Annotated in this window: 22 protein-coding genes, 1 pseudogene and 1 riboswitch; of the genes and pseudogenes, 18 read left to right on the top strand and 5 right to left on the bottom strand. The window is 33.4% G+C overall.

Annotated features, from left to right (window positions below):
• Positions 1-10: 10 nt before the first annotated feature.
• Positions 11-550: a nitroreductase family protein gene (locus L987_RS01675; protein WP_002483850.1), complete on the top strand. Its 540-nt coding sequence runs from the start codon at positions 11-13 to the stop codon at positions 548-550.
• A 99-nt stretch (positions 551-649) separates the two neighbouring features.
• On the opposite strand, the gene L987_RS01670 is transcribed toward L987_RS01675, so the two are convergent.
• On the bottom strand, positions 650-970 hold the full coding sequence (locus L987_RS01670) for a thioredoxin family protein (RefSeq protein ID WP_011303549.1): 321 nt from the start codon (positions 968-970) through the stop codon (positions 650-652).
• Between the two features lie 142 nt (positions 971-1,112).
• Here L987_RS01670 and L987_RS01665 point away from each other — a divergent pair, with 142 nt between their 5' ends.
• The 7 genes from L987_RS01665 (at position 1,113) to L987_RS01635 (ending at position 5,780) form a co-directional block, all read left to right on the top strand.
• Entirely contained in the window at positions 1,113-1,469 is a 357-nt protein-coding gene (locus L987_RS01665) for an arsenate reductase family protein (protein WP_011303548.1), read from the top strand.
• 172 nt (positions 1,470-1,641) lie between these two features.
• Positions 1,642-2,022: a glycine cleavage system protein GcvH gene (gene gcvH, locus L987_RS01660; RefSeq protein ID WP_011303547.1), complete on the top strand. Its 381-nt coding sequence runs from the start codon at positions 1,642-1,644 to the stop codon at positions 2,020-2,022.
• A gap of 265 nt (positions 2,023-2,287) precedes the next feature.
• On the top strand, positions 2,288-2,680 hold the full coding sequence (locus tag L987_RS01655; protein ID WP_047502571.1) for a toprim domain-containing protein: 393 nt from the start codon (positions 2,288-2,290) through the stop codon (positions 2,678-2,680).
• On the top strand, positions 2,677-2,976 hold the full coding sequence (locus tag L987_RS01650) for a thioredoxin family protein (RefSeq protein WP_011303545.1): 300 nt from the start codon (positions 2,677-2,679) through the stop codon (positions 2,974-2,976). Before L987_RS01655 ends, L987_RS01650 begins: the two co-directional genes overlap by 4 nt.
• Positions 2,977-3,030: 54 nt before the next feature.
• A riboswitch (SAM riboswitch) is annotated at positions 3,031-3,138 on the top strand.
• 89 nt (positions 3,139-3,227) lie between these two features.
• On the top strand, positions 3,228-4,253 hold the full coding sequence (locus L987_RS01645; protein WP_011303544.1) for a methionine ABC transporter ATP-binding protein: 1,026 nt from the start codon (positions 3,228-3,230) through the stop codon (positions 4,251-4,253).
• Positions 4,246-4,941 carry a methionine ABC transporter permease gene (locus L987_RS01640; RefSeq protein ID WP_037538908.1) on the top strand — a complete coding sequence of 232 codons (696 nt, stop codon included), beginning with the start codon at positions 4,246-4,248 and terminating at the stop codon, positions 4,939-4,941. Before L987_RS01645 ends, L987_RS01640 begins: the two co-directional genes overlap by 8 nt.
• 23 nt (positions 4,942-4,964) lie before the next feature.
• On the top strand, positions 4,965-5,780 hold the full coding sequence (locus L987_RS01635) for a MetQ/NlpA family ABC transporter substrate-binding protein (protein ID WP_011303542.1): 816 nt from the start codon (positions 4,965-4,967) through the stop codon (positions 5,778-5,780).
• A gap of 368 nt (positions 5,781-6,148) precedes the next feature.
• Here L987_RS01635 and L987_RS01630 read toward each other — a convergent pair whose 3' ends face one another.
• From L987_RS01630 to L987_RS01620, 3 genes are all read right to left on the bottom strand, one after another.
• On the bottom strand, positions 6,149-6,571 hold the full coding sequence (locus L987_RS01630; protein WP_048787520.1) for a hypothetical protein: 423 nt from the start codon (positions 6,569-6,571) through the stop codon (positions 6,149-6,151).
• A 133-nt stretch (positions 6,572-6,704) separates the two neighbouring features.
• Positions 6,705-7,727, bottom strand: coding sequence for a hemolysin family protein (locus L987_RS01625; RefSeq protein WP_047502569.1), 1,023 nt, complete (start codon positions 7,725-7,727; stop codon positions 6,705-6,707).
• A gap of 145 nt (positions 7,728-7,872) precedes the next feature.
• Positions 7,873-8,718, bottom strand: coding sequence for a DUF368 domain-containing protein (locus tag L987_RS01620; protein ID WP_047502566.1), 846 nt, complete (start codon positions 8,716-8,718; stop codon positions 7,873-7,875).
• Between the two features lie 353 nt (positions 8,719-9,071).
• Here L987_RS01620 and sufC point away from each other — a divergent pair, with 353 nt between their 5' ends.
• The 5 genes from sufC (at position 9,072) to sufB (ending at position 14,665) form a co-directional block, all read left to right on the top strand.
• On the top strand, positions 9,072-9,833 hold the full coding sequence (sufC, locus tag L987_RS01615) for a Fe-S cluster assembly ATPase SufC (protein WP_002483838.1): 762 nt from the start codon (positions 9,072-9,074) through the stop codon (positions 9,831-9,833).
• A gap of 101 nt (positions 9,834-9,934) precedes the next feature.
• Entirely contained in the window at positions 9,935-11,242 is a 1,308-nt protein-coding gene (sufD, locus tag L987_RS01610) for a Fe-S cluster assembly protein SufD (RefSeq protein ID WP_002483837.1), read from the top strand.
• A 158-nt stretch (positions 11,243-11,400) separates the two neighbouring features.
• On the top strand, positions 11,401-12,639 hold the full coding sequence (locus L987_RS01605) for a cysteine desulfurase (RefSeq protein WP_037538939.1): 1,239 nt from the start codon (positions 11,401-11,403) through the stop codon (positions 12,637-12,639).
• Positions 12,629-13,078 (top strand): Fe-S cluster assembly sulfur transfer protein SufU, encoded by a 450-nt coding sequence (gene sufU / locus L987_RS01600; RefSeq protein WP_011303539.1) that lies wholly within the window; start codon positions 12,629-12,631, stop codon positions 13,076-13,078. The genes L987_RS01605 and sufU overlap by 11 nt, the downstream gene beginning before the upstream one ends.
• Positions 13,079-13,267: 189 nt before the next feature.
• On the top strand, positions 13,268-14,665 hold the full coding sequence (gene sufB, locus L987_RS01595; protein WP_002483834.1) for a Fe-S cluster assembly protein SufB: 1,398 nt from the start codon (positions 13,268-13,270) through the stop codon (positions 14,663-14,665).
• Between the two features lie 286 nt (positions 14,666-14,951).
• Here sufB and L987_RS13355 read toward each other — a convergent pair.
• A pseudogene (locus tag L987_RS13355) lies at positions 14,952-15,104 on the bottom strand (zinc ribbon domain-containing protein); the annotation flags it as partial.
• A gap of 265 nt (positions 15,105-15,369) precedes the next feature.
• Here L987_RS13355 and L987_RS01590 point away from each other — a divergent pair.
• From L987_RS01590 to L987_RS01570, 5 genes are all read left to right on the top strand, one after another.
• A complete protein-coding gene (locus tag L987_RS01590) occupies positions 15,370-16,389 on the top strand; it encodes a hemolysin family protein (protein WP_047502562.1) in 1,020 nt (339 codons plus the stop codon).
• A 116-nt stretch (positions 16,390-16,505) separates the two neighbouring features.
• Positions 16,506-17,573 carry an NAD(P)H-dependent flavin oxidoreductase gene (locus tag L987_RS01585; protein WP_047502559.1) on the top strand — a complete coding sequence of 356 codons (1,068 nt, stop codon included), beginning with the start codon at positions 16,506-16,508 and terminating at the stop codon, positions 17,571-17,573.
• A gap of 198 nt (positions 17,574-17,771) precedes the next feature.
• Complete coding sequence (locus L987_RS01580; RefSeq protein ID WP_011303535.1) at positions 17,772-18,620, top strand: DUF72 domain-containing protein; 849 nt, start codon at positions 17,772-17,774, stop codon at positions 18,618-18,620.
• A gap of 10 nt (positions 18,621-18,630) precedes the next feature.
• Complete coding sequence (locus L987_RS01575) at positions 18,631-19,455, top strand: sulfite exporter TauE/SafE family protein (RefSeq protein ID WP_011303534.1); 825 nt, start codon at positions 18,631-18,633, stop codon at positions 19,453-19,455.
• A 22-nt stretch (positions 19,456-19,477) separates the two neighbouring features.
• Positions 19,478-20,797: a bifunctional metallophosphatase/5'-nucleotidase gene (locus L987_RS01570; protein WP_047502557.1), complete on the top strand. Its 1,320-nt coding sequence runs from the start codon at positions 19,478-19,480 to the stop codon at positions 20,795-20,797.
• Positions 20,798-20,803 lie beyond the last annotated feature (6 nt).

The raw sequence follows: 20,803 nt of genomic DNA, 5'->3' as shown, positions 1-20,803 counted from the left end.
GCGATATATAATGGAACTACAAGAAGCAATTGCGAATCGTAGAAGTGTTAAAATTTTTAAAAGAGATATGACTATAGATGACGACGCTTTATACAAAGCAATCAAACAGGCTACAGATGCGCCTAACCATGGTCTAAGAGAACCTTGGAGAGTAGTTCATATTGCAAAAGATAGATTAGGAGATATGAGTAAACAATTATCAGAAATAGCATTTCCTAATTTACAGAAAAAACAGCAAAACCATTATGAAGTAGCCACACATTTAGGTGGTATGCTTGCTTTAATTGTCAAAGAAGATCCTAGACAAAAAGAAAACTTGGAAAATCATATGGCTTTTGGTGCATTTGCTCAAAATTTAATGCTGTTATTACACGAAGCAGGTATAGGTACATGTTGGAAATCACCTGCATATATTTTCACACCAGAAATTAGAGAACTCTTTGGGGTTAAAGATGATGAAAAATTAGTGGGCTTGTTATATTTAACAGATTTAGAAGACGAGTTACCTCATAGAGAGCGTCACTTTAATGAAATTATAGAAAAATTTTAATTGCTATAAGTACTGTGATGCATTGCATCATATTAAAAAGGAAGCTGAAACATAACTAAAGATGTTTCAGCTTCCTTTTATTGTTTAAAAATTAAGTGATTATTTAAACGTTTCTTCTAAAAATGATTCAACTTGATCTGGTGATTTCGCATTAGCAGAATGTAGGTGTGCTAATTTTTCACCATTTTTGAATACGAGTAAACTAGGGATGCCCATAACGTCATTTTCTGCTGCAACATCTTCTAATTCATCACGGTTAACAGTGAACCAACCATAATCATTGTATTTTTCTTGAATTGGATCAATCCACATATCCATTGCTTTACAATCAGGGCACCAACCAGCTTCGAATTTTACAATCACTGGATTATCGCTTTGAATTGTTTCTTTAAATGCATCATTTGTGTTAATAGGTTTCATTGATTTTGCTCCTTTTTTTGATATTAGTAATACCATTATAACGGACGATTGTATGTTATAAAAAAAATCAGCTTATTAATTAGAGCGTTTTTGTAACAAATTTGATATATTAGTGATAACTAGTTATAGGAGGTACAGAATCATGATAAAATTTTACCAGTATCCTAATTGTACAACTTGTAAAAAAGCAGCTAAATTTTTACAAGATTACGGTGTGAGTTTTGAACCCATAGATATCGTACAGCATACACCAACTAAAAATGAGTTTAAAGAAATACTAGAAGTAACTGATATCGATATTAATAAATTGTTCAATACGCATGGCGCTAAATATCGTGAATTAGGTTTAAAAGATAAACTTAAAGATTTAACAGATGATGAAAAGTTAGATTTATTATCTGCCAATGGCATGTTGGTTAAAAGACCGCTAGCGATTTCAGGTGACAAAGTAACTGTTGGATTTAAAGAAGACGAATATAAAGCAACTTGGTTGTCATAAAATAATAAAGGTGATTAAATTACGTTGGACTATTATTTTGACAAAATAATGAAAACGCTTTACCGGTGTTTTTCGAAAACATTATAATAATTTAAAGATGCCATTAAATAGTTGATTGTATGCTATTCATATGGCATCATTAATATGTAAAAACATTTAGGAGGGGATTCTCGTGGCAGTACCGAGTGAATTAAAATATTCTAAAGAACATGAGTGGGTAAAAGTTGAAGGTAATACAGTAACAATTGGTATCACTGAATATGCACAAGGTGAACTTGGCGATATCGTATTCGTTGAATTACCAGAAGTTGATGATGAAATTAATGAAGGCGACACGTTTGGTAGTGTTGAGTCCGTAAAAACAGTTTCAGAACTTTATGCGCCAGTATCAGGTAAAGTTTTAGAATCTAATGAAGAACTAGAAGACAGTCCAGAATTCGTAAATGAATCACCTTACGAAAAAGCTTGGATGGTAAAAGTTGAATTAAGTGACGAAAGTCAATTAGAGGAATTAATGTCAGCAGAACAATATTCTGAAATGATTGGTGAATAATATTACATAGAACTCCATGATATAACTATCTTGGAGTTTTTATTTTACCTTTTTTTATCTATATTCAAATGAGACTAATCAAAAAATTGTTAAGACTTTGTAAATGCAGACGTAGTCATTTGTTGTAGGTAAGTGTATTTAGCTGACAAAAATGGATTGCCATAATAAGATGAAATTAGAAAACTGTAAAGGATGTTTATGGTCACTCAGTATTGTGAAGAACTAAATAGAGAAATTTACTATCAACATTTAGAGGGTGGATGTCATGGCGATACTAAACCAAGTAATTATTGTAGAAGGAAAGTCAGACAAAAAGCGGGTAAAACAAGTAATCGATCAACCAATCGATATTATTTGTACTAATGGTACGATGGGTGTCAATAAAATTGATGAAATGATTGATACATTATACGATAAACAAGTGTATATACTTGTCGATGCCGATGATGAAGGTGAAAAAATTCGAAAATGGTTTAAACGATATTTAAGTGAAAGTAGACATATAAGAATAGATAAACAATATTGTGAGGTTGCACGTTGTCCTAAACGATATTTATCCAGAGTGCTTGAAAAGCATGGGTTTACGGTAAAGGATGAAGAAAAAGTAGCTAAAGCGAAATTGGATTATATAGCTGAAAGGGTAAGTTTATTAACATGAAGGTAACAAATCAACAACGCGTCAATATAGATGAACATATAAATCAGGAAAAATATCTTATATTTGGATACACACCGACATGTGGTACCTGTAAAGTTTCTGAAAGAATGTTAGACATTGCTAATGAAATATTAAAATTACCAATTACTAAAATCGATTTGAATTTTCATCCAGATTTTAGTCAGGAACATGAAATACAATCTGTACCTGTGTTGATGTTGATGTCAAAAGGTGAAGAGCAAAAAAGAATTTACGCATTTCAATCCGTCCCTAATTTGTTAGAAAATTTAAAATAATTATTGACGAATCATTAGTGCGATGGTAGGATTAAAAATAATTAAATAACGAAACTCTTATCACGAGAGGTGGAGGGATGTGCCCTTTGAAGCCCGGCAACCGTCTGTAACAGAAATGGTGCCAATTCACATAAAGTTCATAGAAACTTTAGAAGATGAGAGAAGCAAACGTTGCTTTCTCTATTCTTCAATGAACATAGGGAAAGCATTTTTTATTTAATTGAAACAAAGCAATACGAGGAGGCAACAGAATGATTGAGTTAAATCAAATAGTCAAAAGGTACAAAACGAAAAAACAGGACGTACTTGCTGTAGATCATGTTGATTTAAGTATTCAATCAGGCTCAATTTTTGGTGTTGTTGGTTTTTCAGGTGCGGGGAAAAGTACATTAATAAGACTTTTAAATCATCTTGAGCAACCAACATCAGGAGACGTTATTATAGATGGTGACACTATAGGTAAGCTATCAAAATCGGACTTAAGAAAAAAACGTCAAAAAGTGAGTATGATTTTTCAACATTTCAATTTATTATGGTCACGTACTGTATTAAACAATATTACATTCCCATTAGAAATCGCAGGGATTTCACGACAAGAAGCCAAGCAACGTGCGCTTGAGTTAGTGGAATTGGTCGGATTGAAAGGGAGAGAAGATGCTTATCCTTCAGAATTATCAGGTGGGCAAAAACAACGTGTGGGTATTGCGAGAGCATTAGCTAACGAACCATCTGTATTATTATGTGATGAAGCGACAAGTGCATTAGATCCACAGACAACAGATGAAATCTTAGAACTATTATTGAAAATAAAAGAAGAAAGAAACTTAACCATCGTTATTATTACACATGAAATGCATGTCATTAGACGTATTTGCGATGAAGTTGCAGTAATGGAAAATGGTAAAGTGATAGAACAAGGCAAAGTTTCAAGTGTATTCGAAAATCCACAACACGATGTGACAAAACGCTTTGTGAAGGATGACTTAAATGATGACTTCGACGAATCAATTAGTGAACTCGTGTCACTTAATGAAAATGATTACGTTGTGCGTTTGAATTTTACTGGGAACAACGCAACGGAACCATTAGTGTCATACATAACGAAGACACACAATTTAGATGTCAATATTTTGGAAGCTAATATTAAACATACAAAAGACGGTTCTATCGGATTTTTAATCATACAATTTGCCGTTGCAAATTCAGAAAAATTTGAAAAATTCAAAAATGATTTAGAGGCACAACATGTATCTGTGGAGGTGGTTAAACATGGGTAATTCATTAAGCGATATCCTCCGAGAAATGTTTACAATGCCAAACGTAAGCTGGGAAGAAGTTTGGGTTGCAACATATGAAACCATCTATATGACGGTAATAGCAACAATATTTGCATTTGTTTTAGGAATTATTTTAGGTGTCTTGCTCTTTTTATCAGCTAAAAGTAAGTCACCAGTCGCTAGAGTATTTTATAGCATTGTTTCATTCATTGTGAATTTATTCAGAGCGATTCCGTTTATCATTTTAATCTTATTGTTAATTCCATTTACAAGTTTAGTATTAGGCACAATCAGTGGTCCTACAGGTGCATTGCCAGCATTAATCATCAGTGCAGCACCATTCTATGCAAGATTAGTGGAAATCGCATTTAAAGAAATTGATAAAGGTGTAATCGAAGCGGCTTGGTCAATGGGAGCGAGTACTTGGACTGTAGTGAGAAAAGTACTTTTACCAGAAGCAATGCCAGCATTAGTATCTGGCATCACAGTGACAGCCATCGCATTAGTTGGTTCTACAGCAGTTGCAGGTGTCATCGGTGCAGGTGGTTTAGGTAACTTAGCTTATTTAACAGGATTCACACGTAATCAAAATGATGTCATATTTGTTTCAACTATTTTAATACTTATTATTGTGTTCATTATTCAATTTATTGGTGATTGGGCAACAAATAAAATTGATAAAAGATAAATTCATAAAGGGGAGATTTTTATATGAAAAAGTTATTAAGTTTAGCTTCGGTCGTTGTGCTTGCGCTTGTTCTAGCTGCATGTGGTAACGGTGGTGGCGGTAAAGATAAGACGATTACTGTTGGTGCTTCACCAGCGCCACACGCTGAAATTCTTGAAAAAGCAAAACCGTTATTAAAAGATAAAGGTTATGATTTAAAGATTAAAACAATCAATGATTATACAACACCTAATAAATTATTAGATAAAGGAGAAATTGACGCAAATTTCTTCCAACATACACCTTACTTAAACACTGAGAAAAAAGATAAAGGCTATAAGATTGAATCTGCAGGTAATGTTCATTTAGAACCTATGGCCGTATATTCTAAAAAATATAAAAGTTTAAAAGATTTACCTAAAGGTGCTACTGTCTATGTTTCAAATAATCCTGCTGAAGAAGGTCGTTTCTTAAAATTCTTCCAAGACGCTGGACTTATTAAAATTAAAAAAGGTGTTAAAATTGAAGATGCTAAATTTGATGATATTGTAGAAAATAAAAAAGATATCAAATTTAACAATAAACAATCAGCAGAATATTTACCAAAAATTTATCAAAAGGAAGATGCAGATGCCGTCATCATTAACTCTAACTTTGCCATTGATCAAAAATTAAGCCCTAAAGATGATTCTATTGTCTTAGAAAAAGCGAAAGATAATCCATATGCAAACCTAATTGCAGTTAAAGATGGACATAAAGACGATAAAAAAATCAAAGCTTTAATGGATGTATTACAATCTAAAGAAATTAAAGATTACATCAACGATCATTACGATGGTGCGGTTGTACCAGCAAAATAATATTGAATTAATTAACAAACCCTTTAACTCCAATAGTTAAAGGGTTGTTTTTGTGTCTAGGATATTGTAAAAGGGCATTATTTAAAACTACAACTACAAAGTAAAAGACGAGTGTTAGTTATTTTTTACGTTCCACACGTAAACAAAGCATAGTTACTATACGCTTGTTTTTCGTTATTATTACTAAACGCGCTATAGTTTGAAGTATTTGTGATATAGAAAAGCTCAAATGAATGGCTAAATTTAATTTTAATGTCTTTCAAAAAATTTGATATTTGGAAACTAATATTAAATTTTGCTCTGTAATGTTCATTAATTCCTAAAATTTAAATACCAATTAAAAACACTTTAGTTTTTCAATTTTTAAATCAAATTAACCATTGGAAACTTTGTATAATGTCTTTACTTAAATTAAATGAGTTCGGTTGATGCTTTAATCGTTTTTTATATAATTTGCCTGCATCTTCTTCTTTGATTAGGATGTCCATACCAGCTTTTGTTACTAAAGTGGAAGAAAATTGAATAATAAGTATGTCGGAATCTAAATAAATAATACGCCACTTGCTAGAGAAACATCGTAACAATCCTTTGCCTGTCCAAGTAAATTGATCGTCCTTTAATTTATCGTAACCTAAGATAGATTTTGTTTTGTATTTTGTTTGATACTGTACTTTGTCTAGCAATATTAATGGTTCCTTTTCTATTATTGAATAAGAGATAGAAGGATTTGCTTTTTTGCCAGAAGTCCACATATTAAACGTTGACGCAATAATCTTCCATTTACCAGGCAAATGTTTAATGTATTGAATATTGATCGCTCCTCTGCATAAGTTATTTTGTTATATAGAATTAAATTTACAAAAAAGCGCAATAGGTCACGTCTTATGATATGTGCCTATTGCGCCTATGTTTTATTATTTTATGTTAATCGTGTTCATCTTTAATATCGCCGACGATATTTTCTAAAATGTTTTCCATTGTAATGATACCTATAGCTTGTTGATTTTCATCTTCAACAAGGGCGATATGAATTTGTTGCGATTTCATTTGTTCAAGTACCTGATGATATTTTGTAGTCAATTTAATTTTAAGGATATCGTGTGTGATTTCCTGAACTGAAGTGACACTGTCATTTAATAAATCTTTTGAATGAATGTAGCCAACAATGTTCGTTGGATTATCTTTGATTACCGGAAATCTAGTATAGTTTGCATTGTTTACATAAGGTTTTGTTTCATTTATATCGCTATTTATATCGATAACAGAAACTTTTTCTAAAGGTAGATAACCGTCTTTTATTTTCATTTCATCAAAAGCGAAAGCACGATTAATATGAGTTAATTCGTTTTCAGAGATTTCTCCACCTTCGTGACTTTCTTTAATTAATAGCTTTAACTCTTCTTCTGAATGATACAATTCACTTTCTTTAGCAGGTTGCATGCCGAACATTTTTAAAATTAAACGCGCCGAACCATTAAGGGTATATATAAATGGATAAAATATTTTGTAAAACATAATGATTGGTTTGGCAATGATTAATGTGATTTGTTCAGCTTTTTGAATTGCAATGGTCTTAGGTGCCATTTCTCCAACAACAACGTGTAAGTAAGTCGCAATAACAAAAGCACTGATTAAGGTGAATATATGGATCATTGTTTCAGAAAGTCCAATACTACTAAATAAGGGATGTAATAAAAATTCGAAAGTGGATTCACCGACCATACCTATTCCTAGAGCGGTAATTGTGATACCTAATTGACAAGCAGCTAGGTATTCATCTAAATGCGTTACGACTTTTTTAGCGGCAATCGCATTTTTATTATTTCCACTAGCAAGTGAATTGATACGAGATGAACGTACTTTGACGATTGCGAATTCTGTCGCAACGAAGAATGCAGTTAATGCAAGTAATACTATAAATGTGATTAAACTAATAAGGGTTCCCAAAAATTAATTAATTCCTCCATTGATTTGTTATTCAATCTATACCGATTGATATTCTATTATATAAAAATTAAGAATTCATGGCTAGTGTAACGTATTACACTGAGTGATTTTTTTTGAAGCATGATTATAATTTAGGTTGAAACTGTTAATCGGCGGTCACCCTACCTAATCTATAACTGATCACAAAACCTAATAACAGCGTAACGATTGATACAATCCAAATCATTATTGTACTTGGTAAACCGGGGAATACAGCATATAGTGAACCAATTACAAATCCTATGATTAATGCGTATGTTAAATAAGTATAATAAGACAATAAATATTGGATTAATTTACTAGAACACAAGAATCCAAATAATACACCACAACCGACAGTGATTAAAATAGGTAAGGCTGCAAAGTTAAGTGAAACAAATTCAGAAATAGCATACATGATTGTACCGTAAACACCGAATACGAGTAACATAAATGATCCTGAAATGCCTGGTAATAACATCGCACTTGAAGCACATGCGCCAGCAATAAAATATTTTAATATAAGGCCTGTTGAAAGTGATAGTGTTTCTCCCGCATGCTTATCACCACTATTCATCACAGTCATCATTACTATGACGATAATGCCTACAACTAATAATAAATAATGCGGTGTTGTAAAAGTGTGTTTGAATCGAGAAGTTTTTAATAAATAGGGGATGATACCACCAATTAAACCTACAAAGAAGAACATTGTTGGAACAGTATGCGTACTAAGTAAATAGTTTATTAGTTTACTAAGTAAACCGATTGCAACTACCATGCCGATACCGATAGGCAGTAAAAACTTTAAACTTTCCCAAAAACGTTTTGAAAAAAGACCACTGATAGAATGTATGAAATCATCGTATATACCCAGTAAGAGCGCGATTGTACCACCACTAACACCAGGTACGAGATCTGTCGTCCCCATCGCAAAACCTTTCCAAAGATTTGACCATTTGATTTTTGACATATTCAATTCCTTTCTTAAATAAAATGTATTAATGATAATAGCATAATATGGCCTATTACAATAATGAAACACGTAAAATAAAAAGGATGTAAAAAATATATTTTTGATTATATTGCGAAAAATTACCATTGAGAACATGATATCGTTTTTTATCAGTTAAGAAATACTTACTATTATTATCGAAAATGATTGTGTTTTAATAACGATTTTAATTTAGCACTTGAAAAGGTTTATATTCACTTATAACTACGTTATAATGAGATGATGTAACAAGGGCTCAGTCTTTTGACTGTAGATTAAAATTATTATAAACTAGATAGGAAAACATATCATATAATACGGAGGGAATATGTATGCCATCAACATTAGAAATTAAAGACCTACATGTGTCTATAGAAGATAAAGAAATCTTAAAAGGTGTTAACTTAACAATTAACACTGGTGAAATACACGCAATTATGGGGCCAAATGGTACGGGTAAATCAACATTATCATCTGCAATCATGGGACACCCTAGCTTTGAAGTAACTCAAGGGGAAGTTATCTTAGATGGCGTCAACATCTTAGAATTAGAAGTTGACGAACGTGCGAAAGCAGGTCTTTTCTTAGCAATGCAATATCCATCAGAAATCACTGGTGTAACTAATGCAGATTTCATGCGTTCAGCAATTAATGCAAAGCGTGAAGAAGGCGAAGAAATTAACTTAATGCAATTCATTAAGAAACTTGATAAAGAAATGGACTATTTAGATATAGATCAAGATATGGCTCAACGTTATTTAAATGAAGGTTTCTCAGGCGGAGAGAAAAAACGTAATGAGATTTTACAATTAATGATGTTAGAACCTAAATTTGCTATTTTAGATGAAATTGACTCTGGTTTAGATATCGATGCGCTAAAAGTTGTTTCTAAAGGTATCAACCAAATGCGTGGTAAAGAGTTCGGTTCATTAATCATTACGCACTATCAACGTCTATTAAACTACATCACACCTGATCACGTTCATGTAATGTATGGTGGTAAAGTAGTTACTTCAGGCGGTCCTGAATTAGCGAAACGCCTTGAAGAAGAAGGTTACGAATGGGTTAAAGAAGAGTTCGGTGCTGCAGAATAAGTCTCAACTCATATTAAATATATTAATTTAGATGAAGATTTAAGGTCTTGATTTAAGCCGATGAATTAAATCATATAATCATCAAATGGGAGGAAAATAGTATGACGACTGAAACTTTGAACATTTCTGAAGCGCAACTTGTTGAGTATTCACAAGCCCATAATGAGCCAGCTTGGTTAACAGAATTACGTAAAGAAGCGTTGAAATTAACCGAAACTTTAGAAATGCCAAAACCAGATAAAACAAAAATTAATAGATGGGATTTTGACTCATTTAAACAACATGAAACGACAGGCGATGTATATCAATCATTAGAAGCATTGCCAGAAGCTGTTAAAGAGATTATTGATATTGAGAACTCAGAAAATTTAATTATCCAACATAATAATACACTTGCTTTTTCTAAAGTTTCTGACTCTGCAAAAAATGACGGTGTCATTGTAGAAGGCTTAGCAGATGCGTTAGTAAATCACCCAGATTTAGTGAAACAATATTTCATGAAAGAAGCAGTAGTTGTAGATGAGCATAGATTGACTGCGTTACACACAGCGTTATTAAACGGTGGTATGTTTGTTTACGTACCTAAAAACGTTGTCGTGGAGCATCCTATTCAATATGTTGTGTTACATGATGACAACCAAGCAAGTTTTTACAATCATGTTATTATTGCTGCTGAAGAAAGTGCGGAAGTAACGTACGTAGAGAACTATTTATCAAATGCAGACGGTGAAGGCAATCAACTAAACATTATTTCAGAAGTAATTGCTGGTGCTAACTCAAAAATCACTTACGGATCAGTTGATTATTTAGATAAAGGCTTTACAGGTCATATCATTCGTCGTGGTACAGCAGATGCCGATGCGAAGATTAATTGGGCTTTAGGTCTAATGAATGAAGGTAGTCAAATTATTGATAATACAACCAACTTAATCGGTGATCGTTCTGAAAGTGAATTGAAGTCCGTGGTAGTTGGAACTGGAAGTCAAAAAATCAATTTAACTTCTAAAATTGTTCAGTATGGTAAAGAAACGATTGGTTATATTTTAAAACACGGTGTTATGCTTGAAAGTGCGTCAACTGTATTTAATGGTATTGGTTATATTAAACATGGTGGTACGAAATCAAATGCAAACCAAGAATCTCGTGTATTAATGCTATCTGAAAATGCTCGAGGAGATGCTAACCCAATCTTATTAATTGATGAAGATGATGTAGAGGCTGGACATGCAGCTTCTGTTGGTCGTGTAGATCCAGAACAACTTTATTACTTAATGAGTCGTGGTATTTCTCGTCAAGAAGCTGAACGTTTAGTTATTCACGGTTTCTTAGATCCAGTAGTACGTGAATTACCTATCGAAGATGTAAAACGCCAATTGCGTGAAGTAATTGAACTTAAAGTAAACAAATAATTAACAAAAATAAATGTAGTCAAGGACAGTAGTAATTAAATTGTGATGTCAAAATTTGAACGTATGTAAATGGTTATTAAATACGTTTTACAAGTTATGATTGAACCTTTACTAAGGTCTGATTATTGATTCTTAATTAAGGAAGGCCTGTGAATAATTTGACTGATACATTAAATGTTACTGAAATTATAAAAGATTTTCCGATTCTCAACCAACAAGTGAATGGAAAAAGATTAGCGTATTTAGATACAACGGCCACTAGCCAAACGCCTGTTCAAGTGATTGATGTTATGGCGGATTATTACAAACGTTATAACTCAAATGTGCATCGTGGTGTTCACACACTTGGTTCATTAGCAACAGATGGTTACGAGAGTGCACGTGAAACAGTCAGACGTTTCATTAATGCTAAATATTTTGAGGAAGTCATTTTTACAAGAGGTACAACGGCTTCTATTAATATTGTTGCACATAGTTATGGTGACGCACATGTTTCTGAAGGTGATGAGATTGTTGTTACTGAAATGGAACATCATGCAAATATTGTGCCGTGGCAACAATTAGCTAAACGTAAAAATGCACATTTGAAATTTATACCAATGACTGAAGATGGACAATTAGCGTTAGAAGATGTTAAGGCAACAATCAATGATAATACGAAAATTGTTGCGATTGCACATGTTTCTAATGTCTTAGGTACGATTAATGATATTAAAGCAATTACTGAAATCGCACACCAACACGGTGCAATTATCAGTGTTGATGGTGCACAAGCTGCGCCTCATATGGCACTAGATATGCAAGCGTTAGATGTCGATTTCTATAGCTTTAGTGGCCATAAAATGCTAGGGCCAACAGGTATTGGTGTTCTGTATGGTAAACGTACGCTACTTAATAAAATGGAGCCTACCGAATTCGGCGGTGACATGATAGATTTTGTAAGTAAGTACGATGCTTCATGGGCAGATTTACCGACTAAATTTGAAGCTGGTACACCATTAATTGCACAGGCAATTGGTTTGGCCGAAGCAATTAGATATTTACAAAATATTGGCTTCGAAGCGATTCATCAACATGAATCAGAATTAACTGCATACGCTTATGATAAAATGTCAGAAGTAGATGGTATTGAAATTTATGGACCTGCCAAAGACAAACGTGCAGGTGTCATTACTTTTAATATGGTTGATGTTCATGCACATGACGTTGCGACTGCAGTAGATACTGAAGGCGTAGCAGTAAGAGCAGGACATCATTGTGCACAACCACTTATGAAATGGTTAAACCAATCTTCTACAGCGCGTGCAAGTTTTTACATTTATAACACGAAAGAAGATATTGACCAATTCGTTGAAGCATTGAAACAAACGAAGGAGTTTTTCTCATATGAATTTTAATAATTTAAATCAGTTGTATCGTTCAGTTATAATGGATCATTATAAAAGTCCTAGAAATAAAGGCACTTTAGACAATGGTTCTATGACGGTAGACATGAACAATCCAACTTGTGGGGATCGCATTCATCTAACGTTTGATATCGAAGATGGTTTCATTAAAGATGCTAAATTTGATGGTGAAGGTTGTTCTATTTCTATGTCGAGCGCTTCTATGATGACAGAAGCGGTCAAAGGTCACACATTGGCTGACGCTATGAAAATGAGCCAAGAATTTTCAAAAATGATGCTTGGTGAAGAATATGAAATTAGCGAAGATATGGGCGACATTGAAGCGTTACAAGGTGTTGCGCAATTTCCAGCAAGAATTAAATGTGCCACATTAGCTTGGAAAGCACTTGAAAAGGGTACAGTTGAAAAGGAAGGCAATACAGAAGAGTAAAGATTCATTCGAATTGATACGTTGACATTGTGTAAAATTCCATTCAAACTGGAAAGAACAACAAGATAAATAAACGTGAATATGTATAGATAGAATAATAGTCTCTATGAGATAAAGTAAAAAATGCAAATAACAGACAAATCAATTAGCACGTTAGTCGTTTTTTAATATATAAAAGGAGTGATTTAAATGGCTAAAAAAGCACCTGATGTTGGGAATTATCAATATGGTTTCCACGATGAAGATGTTTCCATTTTTAGATCAGAACGCGGTTTGACGGAAAATATTGTCCGTGAAATTTCAAATATGAAAGAAGAACCAGAATGGATGCTAAATTATAGATTGAAATCATTAAAACAATTTTATAAAATGCCTATGCCACAATGGGGTGGGGATTTATCAGAATTGGATTTTGATGATATCACTTACTATGTTAAGCCATCAGAGAACACTGAACGTTCTTGGGATGAAGTACCAGAAGAAATCAAACGTACATTTGATAAACTTGGTATTCCAGAAGCAGAGCAAAAATATCTTGCTGGTGTTTCAGCACAATATGAGTCAGAAGTTGTTTACCATAATATGGAAAAAGAACTTGAAGATAAAGGCATTATCTTTAAAGATACAGACAGTGCTTTAAGAGAAAACGAAGAGTTATTTAAGCAGTATTTCTCAACGGTTGTGCCAGCTGCAGATAACAAATTCTCAGCGTTAAACTCAGCTGTATGGTCAGGTGGTTCATTCATCTACGTACCTAAAAATATTAAATTAGATACACCATTACAAGCTTATTTCCGTATTAACTCAGAAAATATGGGACAATTCGAACGTACTTTAATCATTGCAGATGAAGGTGCTTCAGTGAACTATGTTGAAGGTTGTACTGCCCCTGTTTACTCAACAAGCTCATTACACTCAGCTGTTGTTGAAATTATTGTTCATAAAGATGCACACGTGCGTTATACAACAATCCAAAACTGGGCAAACAATGTTTATAACTTAGTAACGAAACGTACATTAGTATACGAAAATGGTAACATGGAATGGGTTGATGGTAACTTAGGTTCTAAATTAACTATGAAATATCCAAACTGTGTACTAATGGGTGAAGGCGCTAAAGGTAGCACATTATCGATTGCATTTGCTGGTAAAGGACAAGTTCAAGATGCAGGCGCTAAAATGATTCATAAAGCACCTAATACATCTTCAACGATTGTCTCTAAATCTATTTCTAAAGATGGCGGTAAAGTTGTTTATCGTGGTATCGTTCATTTTGGTCGTAAAGCGAAAGGTGCACGTTCAAACATCGAATGTGATACTTTAATTTTAGATAATGAGTCAACTTCAGATACAATTCCTTATAATGAAGTATTCAATGATAATATTTCTTTAGAGCATGAAGCGAAAGTTTCAAAAGTTTCTGAAGAACAATTATTCTACTTGATGAGTCGTGGTATTTCTGAAGAAGAAGCTACAGAAATGATCGTAATGGGCTTCATTGAACCATTCACGAAAGAACTTCCAATGGAATATGCTGTTGAAATGAACCGTTTAATTAAATTCGAAATGGAAGGAAGTATTGGTTAAGATTTTCTAATCTCTAACTTTCTTTTATAAAATAATAAAACACGAGTAATACCTATGGTTAAAGTGTGCATCAAGTGATACTTTAACTATAGTGTATACTCGTGTTTTTTTGATATGATTTCAGTGTAAACATACAGGTTCAATGTTGGAAGTAATCATATGCATTGCTTGCCATATTACATAGTGTATAAACTTAGTGTCATTTACGCCAACTATCTAATTTTGCCATGAATTTTTTTGTGTACATTTTGTTTAAAAAGAATTTTTGAACTTTATTCATATCGGATTATTGGAATCTTTTCAGGTTATATGCGTACATTGCATCAAAATCTAGGTTCATTGTAAAAGCACCATCTTGGTAACAATGAAGACAGTATTTTTTCGATAAAATACCATCACTTTCTGTACCAGCTGGTGTTTTTTTATCAAGTGGCATACCACAACTTTGGCATTATTGAACTTTGGCCATAGAAATACTCTTGTCTGTTATTTAAATTTGTAGAGCAAATTATGGTGATAAAGTAGTTTAACATGAGGATGATGAAAAAGTGAAGCTACACCGTATAAGCTTTATTTCGGTTTTAGATATATGCTATATCATTTAATCTATCAGGTGGAAGCGTGTTTATCATATATAGGATTAGGGAATAAATTATCAAAATATAAAGTTTTTTAATAATGATTGCTAAAGGAGTCTTGCACTGATGATTATTGCTATAATCATACTTTTGTTTGCTTCATTTTTCTTTTCAGGAAGTGAAACAGCTTTAACTGCTGCAAACAGGATGAAGATACAAACAGATGCACAACACGGAAACAAAAAAGCCGGAAAACTCGCAAAGTTATTAAGTAAACCGAGTGAATTTATAACTACGATTTTAATAGGTAATAATATTGCAAATATTATTTTACCGACACTTGTAACAATTCTTGCAGTTGATATGAGGGTTAATGTTGGGTTAGCTACAGCAGTAACTACGATAGCAATTATCATTATTTCGGAAGTTATACCCAAATCTATCGCCGCCACTTATCCTGACAGAATGTCGCGTTTGATTTATACACCAATTTCATTTTTTGTATTTATTTTTAAACCAATCACTAAGATATTAAATGCATTAACAGATTTGATAAATAAAGCACTATCAAATGGTACAGATGAGACAAAGCGCTTTTCTAAAGAAGAAATTAGACAGATGGTGACGATTGCAGGCAGTGAAGGTGCGTTTAATGAAATAGAACGAAATCGCATACAAGGTGTCATGGATTTTGAGCAATTAAAGATTACAGATATAGATACAACACCACGCATCAATGTTACAGCTTTTCCATCAGATGTTTCATACGAAGATGCATATGAGACAGTCGTATCAAAGCCTTACACTAGATATCCAGTCTATGATGAAGATATAGATGATGTGATAGGTATTTTCCATTCTAAATACTTACTTGCATGGAGTCGTGAACCAGATAATGATATTTTAAACTATACATCTGAACCTTTATTTGTGAATGAGCACAATAGAGCCGAGTGGGTGTTAAGAAAAATGACAGTTTCAAGAAAGCATTTAGCGATTGTGTTAGATGAATATGGTGGCACCGATGCGATTGTTTCTCATGAAGATCTGATTGAAGAGATGCTCGGAATGGAAATTGAAGATGAAATGGACGAAGAAGAAAAGGAAAAATTAGAATTACAGAAAAAAGCATATAGTGAAAAATAGTTTTTGAGGAAGTATCCATCTAGTGTGAATTTGAGTTGGTTGCTGATCAAATCAAAACGGATAAGGTAGTCTGCGTCTCGACTTGCCTTAGACGTGTATTAAAGGAGTATGTTGGTATGAAATTATCTACAAGAGTTACTGGGTTATTGAATGTGAAATATCCAATTATTCAAGCGGGCATGGCTGGTTCAACGACACCTGAATTAGTTGCAACTGTGAGTAATGCTGGTGGATTAGGTACAATTGGAGCAGGATATTTTAGTTCAGATAGATTAGAACAAGAAATTACTTATGTTCAAGAATTAACGGATTTACCTTATGCAGTCAATTTATTCGTACCAAGTGATAAATTATACATCCCTGAAAAAGTGGAACATATGAATGCATGGTTAAAGCCCTATAGACGTGCATTTAATATAGAAGAGCCTGTAATCAATATGACTGAAAAACAGCAATTTGAAGATGCGATTGACCTAGTTATTGAAAAAGGTGTGCCTGCGGTTTCATTTACATTTGGTATTCCAGAACAAACAGTTATTGAAAAATTAAAAGAACGTCATATTAAATTAATTGGCACAGCAACAAGTGTTGAAGAGGCAATAGCCAATGAATCTGCAGGAATGGATATGGTCATTGCGCAAGGTAGTGAAGCAGGTGGTCATAGAGGCGCGTTTTCTGAAACTGCAAGCCAACTTACACCGCTTATTGGCACCATGTCTTTAGTTCCTCAAATGGTTGATCAAATCAATATCCCAGTCGTAGCAGCAGGCGGGATTATGGATGGTAGAGGATTAGTGGCTAGTATGGTATTAGGCGCAGAAGGTGTTCAAATGGGCACAGCATTTTTAACATCAGATGAAAGTGGTGCAAGTCAACTATATAAGCATGCAATTAGTCAAAGTAAAGAAACGGATACAGTTGTCACTAATGTTATTACTGGTAAACCAGCAAGAGGCATAGAGAATGAATTTATTCATAAAATGAATGAATATGATGATGAAATTCCAGATTATCCGATACAAAATCAACTGACAAATGCATTGCGCAAAGAAGCCGCAAATAAAGGTAATGCGCAGTGGACACATTTATGGAGTGGTCAAAGTCCAAGGCTTGTACAACATATGTCGGCTTGGGCACTAATAGAAAATGTGGTTAAACAAGCAAATGAAATAATGAATCGATAACTGCAACGCCATATATGAAAAATTATCAAAGACGAGACTAGAAGGCTTAATGAATTATTAAGTTTCTAGTCTCATCTTTTATGATACATAGTAAATCATTTGAAATAAAAATCTTTAGTTTTTTAAAGTTATCGTAAATTGAATTTAATCAAGTGAATATCATAAATCATCTGTGGTATCATTAATTTGGTGATACATATGATAAATATTGGATTAACAGGTTGGGGCGACCACGATACATTATATGAGGATTTGCAACGAAAAACAGATAAATTAATTACATACGCAAGTCACTTTCCAATAGTGGAACTTGATGCAACTTATTATGCCATACAACCTGAAAGGAATATAAGAAAGTGGATTAAAGAAACACCAGAACGCTTTGAATTTATTGTTAAAATACATCAAGCACTAACACTTCATGCTGATTTTCATGATTATGCAGAAACAAGACAAAGCCTTTTTGATCAATTTAAGGATATGTTACAACCGCTAATGGATGAAAGTAAACTCGCTATGATATTAGTTCAATTTCCACCATGGTTTGATTGTACCGTACCGAATATTACATATATAAGATACGTGCGAGAACAATTAAAAGACTTTCCGATATGTGTCGAGTTTAGGCATCAATCGTGGTTTAATGATCAATTTAAAGAAGAAACATTGGCGTTTTTAACGCAACAACGCATCATCCATGCTGTTTGTGATGAACCACAAGCAGGTCAAGGGTCTATACCGCTCGTCAATAGAATCACGCATGAAAAAGCATTTGTACGTTATCATGGGCGGAATGTTCACGGGTGGACGAAAAAGGACATGACCGACGAGGCATGGCGCGACGTGAGATATCTATATGATTACAGTGAATCTGAACTACAAGATTTAGTGAATAAAGTTAAAGTATTAGAACATAAAGCCAAAAAAATTTATGTTGTATTTAATAATAATTCTGGTGGTCATGCAGCACAAAATGCTAAAACATACCAACGCTTGTTGGGCATAGATTACGAAGGATTAGCACCACAGCAATTAAAATTATTCTAGGAGCGATAAGATGTTAACAATTATATTATTGATTTTAATTGGTGGTTTGTCAGCGGTCATAGGCTCTTTAGTAGGTATTGGTGGCGGCATAATAATAGTTCCGACAATTGTATATTTAGGTGTGGATAATGATTTGTTACACGGCATAACACCTCAAATTGCTATCGGAACATCTTCTGTTATATTAATTGTAACCGGCTTATCTTCCACACTTGGTTATCTTAAGACAAAACAAGTTGATGTTAAGAATGGATCGATATTTTTATTTGGCTTACTACCAGGTTCATTAATTGGTTCAATCATAAGTCGTTATCTGACATTAGAATCATTTAATTTATATTTTGGTATATTTTTAATCTTAGTTGCCATCCTATTGATGGTAAGAAATAAAATTAAGCCTTTAAAAGTATTTGCGAAACCACAATATGAAAAAACCTATGTGGATGGTCATGGGGAAACATATCACTATCACGTACCACCATTGGTTGCATTTGTGGCTACATTATTTATTGGTATTTTAACAGGACTCTTTGGTATTGGTGGCGGTGCTTTAATGACACCACTAATGCTCATTGTATTTAGATTCCCACCGCATGTTGCGGTAGGTACGAGTATGATGATGATTTTCTTTTCAAGTGTTGTCAGTTCAGCAGGTCATATCGTACAAGGTCACGTAGCCTGGGGTTATGCAATCATCTTAATTATAGCAAGTTATTTTGGTGCTAAATTAGGTGTCAAAATTAATCGATCCATTCAATCGAATACTGTCGTTACATTATTGCGTGCAGTCATGCTCATAATGGGTATATATCTAATCATTAAATCATTTTTATAAAATAAGAGGAGGGAAAACATAGATGAAATTAACAATTTATCATACGAATGATATACACAGTCATCTACATGAATACGCACGTATCACTGAGTATTTAGCTCAAGAGAGACCTAAATTGAATCATCCCTCGCTCTACTTAGATATAGGTGATCACGTTGATTTGTCAGCGCCTGTGACTGAGGCAACGATGGGTATCAAAAATGTTGAATTATTAAATGATGCACATTGTGATTTGGCTACGATTGGTAATAACGAAGGTATGACGATATCTCATGATGCATTAAACACATTATACGATAATGCAAAATTTGATGTGACTTGTGCCAATGTTTTTGATGAACGCGGTCAATTACCAAATAATATCTCTTCATCATTTATTAAGGTAATAGATGGTGTGCGTATATTATTTGTGGCTGCTACAGCTCCATTTACGCCGTTTTATAGAGCGCTAGACTGGGTTGTGACGAATCCATTAGAAGCAATTAAAGACGAAATAAGTGCTAATGAAGGTGCTTATGATTTATTAATTATTATGAGTCATGTAGGGGTCTTTTTTGACGAAAAGTTATGTCAGGAAATACCTGAAATTGATTTAATTTTAGGAAGTCATACGCATCATTATTTCGAAAATGGTGAATTTAATCATGACGTGCTTATGGCAGCTGCAGGTAAATATGGTTATTTCTTAGGTGAGGTTACTTTAGAGATTGAAGATAATGTTGTAGTGCATAAAGAAGCAACGATTCACCCTATAGAAAAGCTGCCTGAAGTAGAAACACATTTTGAAGCGGAAGGCAAGGCACTCCTTAGTGACGCTGTCATAGATTATCCTATCCAATTACCTAGAAGAACGAACATGATTTCACAAACATCTTATATGCTAGCAGAGAGTTTGTTTGAATTTACGAATGCAGATTGTACGATTATTAATGCTGGTTTAATTGTACAAGGAATGGATGGTAATCAAATTACAGAATATGATATTCATCAAATGTTACCGCATCCAATTAACGCAGTGCGTATTAAATTAAGTGGTCAAGAATTAAAGCAAGTAATTATTAAAAGTCAAAAGCAAGAATATTTGAATGAACATGCGCAAGGTTTGGGTTTTAGAGGTGATATTTTTGGCGGTTATATTTTATATAACCTTGGATTTATCGAATCGGAATCACGTTATTTTATCAATGGTGAAGAAATAGATAATGATGGCACGTATATCTTAGGAACAGTTGATATGTATACATTTGGTAGATATTTCCCAATGTTAAAAGACCAAGCCATAGATTACTTAATGCCAGAGTTTTTACGAGATATTTTCAAGGAAAAATTGTTAGAATATTAAATTGTT

Origin of the sequence: Staphylococcus sp. ZWU0021, assembly GCF_000798895.1 — a bacterium.
GTDB classification, from domain to species: Bacteria; Bacillota; Bacilli; order Staphylococcales; family Staphylococcaceae; genus Staphylococcus; species Staphylococcus saprophyticus.
This window is presented reverse-complemented; position numbering and strand designations above follow the sequence as displayed.

Excerpts from the sequence above, each read along its gene's own strand:
- sufB (WP_002483834.1), top strand. The coding sequence starts at position 13,268 with ATGGCTAAAAAAGCACCTGATGTTGGGAATTATCAATATGGTTTCCAC.
- L987_RS01620 (WP_047502566.1), bottom strand. The coding sequence starts at position 8,718 with ATGTCAAAAATCAAATGGTCAAATCTTTGGAAAGGTTTTGCGATGGGG.
- L987_RS01640 (WP_037538908.1), top strand. The coding sequence starts at position 4,246 with ATGGGTAATTCATTAAGCGATATCCTCCGAGAAATGTTTACAATGCCA.
- L987_RS01650 (WP_011303545.1), top strand. The coding sequence starts at position 2,677 with ATGAAGGTAACAAATCAACAACGCGTCAATATAGATGAACATATAAAT.
- sufD (WP_002483837.1), top strand. The coding sequence starts at position 9,935 with ATGACGACTGAAACTTTGAACATTTCTGAAGCGCAACTTGTTGAGTAT.
- L987_RS01665 (WP_011303548.1), top strand. The coding sequence starts at position 1,113 with ATGATAAAATTTTACCAGTATCCTAATTGTACAACTTGTAAAAAAGCA.
- sufC (WP_002483838.1), top strand. The coding sequence starts at position 9,072 with ATGCCATCAACATTAGAAATTAAAGACCTACATGTGTCTATAGAAGAT.
- L987_RS01670 (WP_011303549.1), bottom strand. The coding sequence starts at position 970 with ATGAAACCTATTAACACAAATGATGCATTTAAAGAAACAATTCAAAGC.
- L987_RS01675 (WP_002483850.1), top strand. The coding sequence starts at position 11 with ATGGAACTACAAGAAGCAATTGCGAATCGTAGAAGTGTTAAAATTTTT.
- L987_RS01575 (WP_011303534.1), top strand. The coding sequence starts at position 18,631 with ATGTTAACAATTATATTATTGATTTTAATTGGTGGTTTGTCAGCGGTC.
- L987_RS01655 (WP_047502571.1), top strand. The coding sequence starts at position 2,288 with ATGGCGATACTAAACCAAGTAATTATTGTAGAAGGAAAGTCAGACAAA.
- L987_RS01585 (WP_047502559.1), top strand. The coding sequence starts at position 16,506 with ATGAAATTATCTACAAGAGTTACTGGGTTATTGAATGTGAAATATCCA.
- sufU (WP_011303539.1), top strand. The coding sequence starts at position 12,629 with ATGAATTTTAATAATTTAAATCAGTTGTATCGTTCAGTTATAATGGAT.
- L987_RS01635 (WP_011303542.1), top strand. The coding sequence starts at position 4,965 with ATGAAAAAGTTATTAAGTTTAGCTTCGGTCGTTGTGCTTGCGCTTGTT.
- L987_RS01645 (WP_011303544.1), top strand. The coding sequence starts at position 3,228 with ATGATTGAGTTAAATCAAATAGTCAAAAGGTACAAAACGAAAAAACAG.
- L987_RS01580 (WP_011303535.1), top strand. The coding sequence starts at position 17,772 with ATGATAAATATTGGATTAACAGGTTGGGGCGACCACGATACATTATAT.
- L987_RS01570 (WP_047502557.1), top strand. The coding sequence starts at position 19,478 with ATGAAATTAACAATTTATCATACGAATGATATACACAGTCATCTACAT.
- L987_RS01590 (WP_047502562.1), top strand. The coding sequence starts at position 15,370 with ATGATTATTGCTATAATCATACTTTTGTTTGCTTCATTTTTCTTTTCA.